Below are 1,080 nucleotides of genomic sequence, written 5' to 3' on the forward strand. Positions count from 1 at the left end.
TACGTGACCTTGGGGATGTTCCGTCGTAGAGGCGCGGACCTCCAACCGACATAATGTGGCGGCTCGTGAGGAACGGCACGCGCTCCTTCATCAGCCCGATCTCTCGGGTGCACTCGAGGACGACTACCTCCAGGTCACCCGTCGCGCCCGCGCGGTGTTCGAGCGCGGGTTCTACGGCGTGGAGACGCGCCGCGAGCCCATGCTCGGCACCGCGGAGGGGCTGGAGGCGCGGCTCGTGCCCGCCCGCGGCTACGAGCTCCTCACCATCGCGAAGGTGCCGTTCCCGCGTCGGCCGAACCGCGCCGCCGTCGCGTTCCCCTCGCGATTCCGCCGGTCGATCGACGACGTCGCCGCGATCATCGCGGAGCGCGGCGTCGATGTCGTGGTCGGCTTCGGCGGGTACGTCTCGACCCCCGCCTACCTGGCCGCGCGCCGGGCGCACGTGCCGGTGGCCATCCACGAGGCGAACGCCAAGCCGGGGCTCGCGAATCGCCTCGGGGCGCGCTGGGCGCATTCGGTGGGCGTCGCGTTCGGCGGCACGCCCCTTCGCGGGGCCGACGTCGTCGGCATGCCCCTGCGCCGGGAGATCGAGACGCTCGACCGTTCGGCGCTCCGTGAGGAGGCGGCCGGGTTCTACGGCCTCGATCCGCAGCGCCCGGTGCTCCTCGCGACCGGCGGCTCCCTCGGCGCCCGCCGCATCAACCGCACGATGGTCGCGAGCGCGAACACCGTCACGGGCGCCGACTGGCAGGTGCTGCACATCACGGGCGCCTCCTCCGACGTGGTCGACCCGGGGCTTCCCGGGTATCGCATGGTCGAGTACGCCGACCGCATGGACCTGGCACTCGCCGTCGCCGACGCCGCCGTCTCGCGCGCCGGTGCCGCGACCGTGAGCGAGCTCGCCGCTCTCGGCATCCCCGCCGTCTACGTGCCCTATCCGGTGGGCAACGGCGAGCAGCGGTTCAACGCGGCGGAGGTCGTCGGCGCCGGCGGCGGCGTGCTCGTCGACGACGCCGAGTTCACCCCCGAGTGGGTCGGCCGCGAGCTCGTCCCCTTGCTCGCGGATGGGGACCGCGTGGC

The 1,080-nt window shown here is 73.4% G+C and carries 1 protein-coding gene; it reads left to right on the forward strand.

Features of this window, described 5'->3' with window-relative positions; all coding sequences use genetic code 11:
• Positions 1–154 precede the first annotated feature (154 nt).
• The coding region (locus GH736_RS23345; protein ID WP_235934659.1) for a UDP-N-acetylglucosamine--N-acetylmuramyl-(pentapeptide) pyrophosphoryl-undecaprenol N-acetylglucosamine transferase at positions 155–1,080 on the forward strand (926 nt) is incomplete at its 3' end.

The sequence above is a fragment of the Agromyces humi genome, from assembly GCF_009720255.1.
Classification (GTDB): Bacteria; Actinomycetota; Actinomycetes; order Actinomycetales; family Microbacteriaceae; genus Agromyces; species Agromyces humi.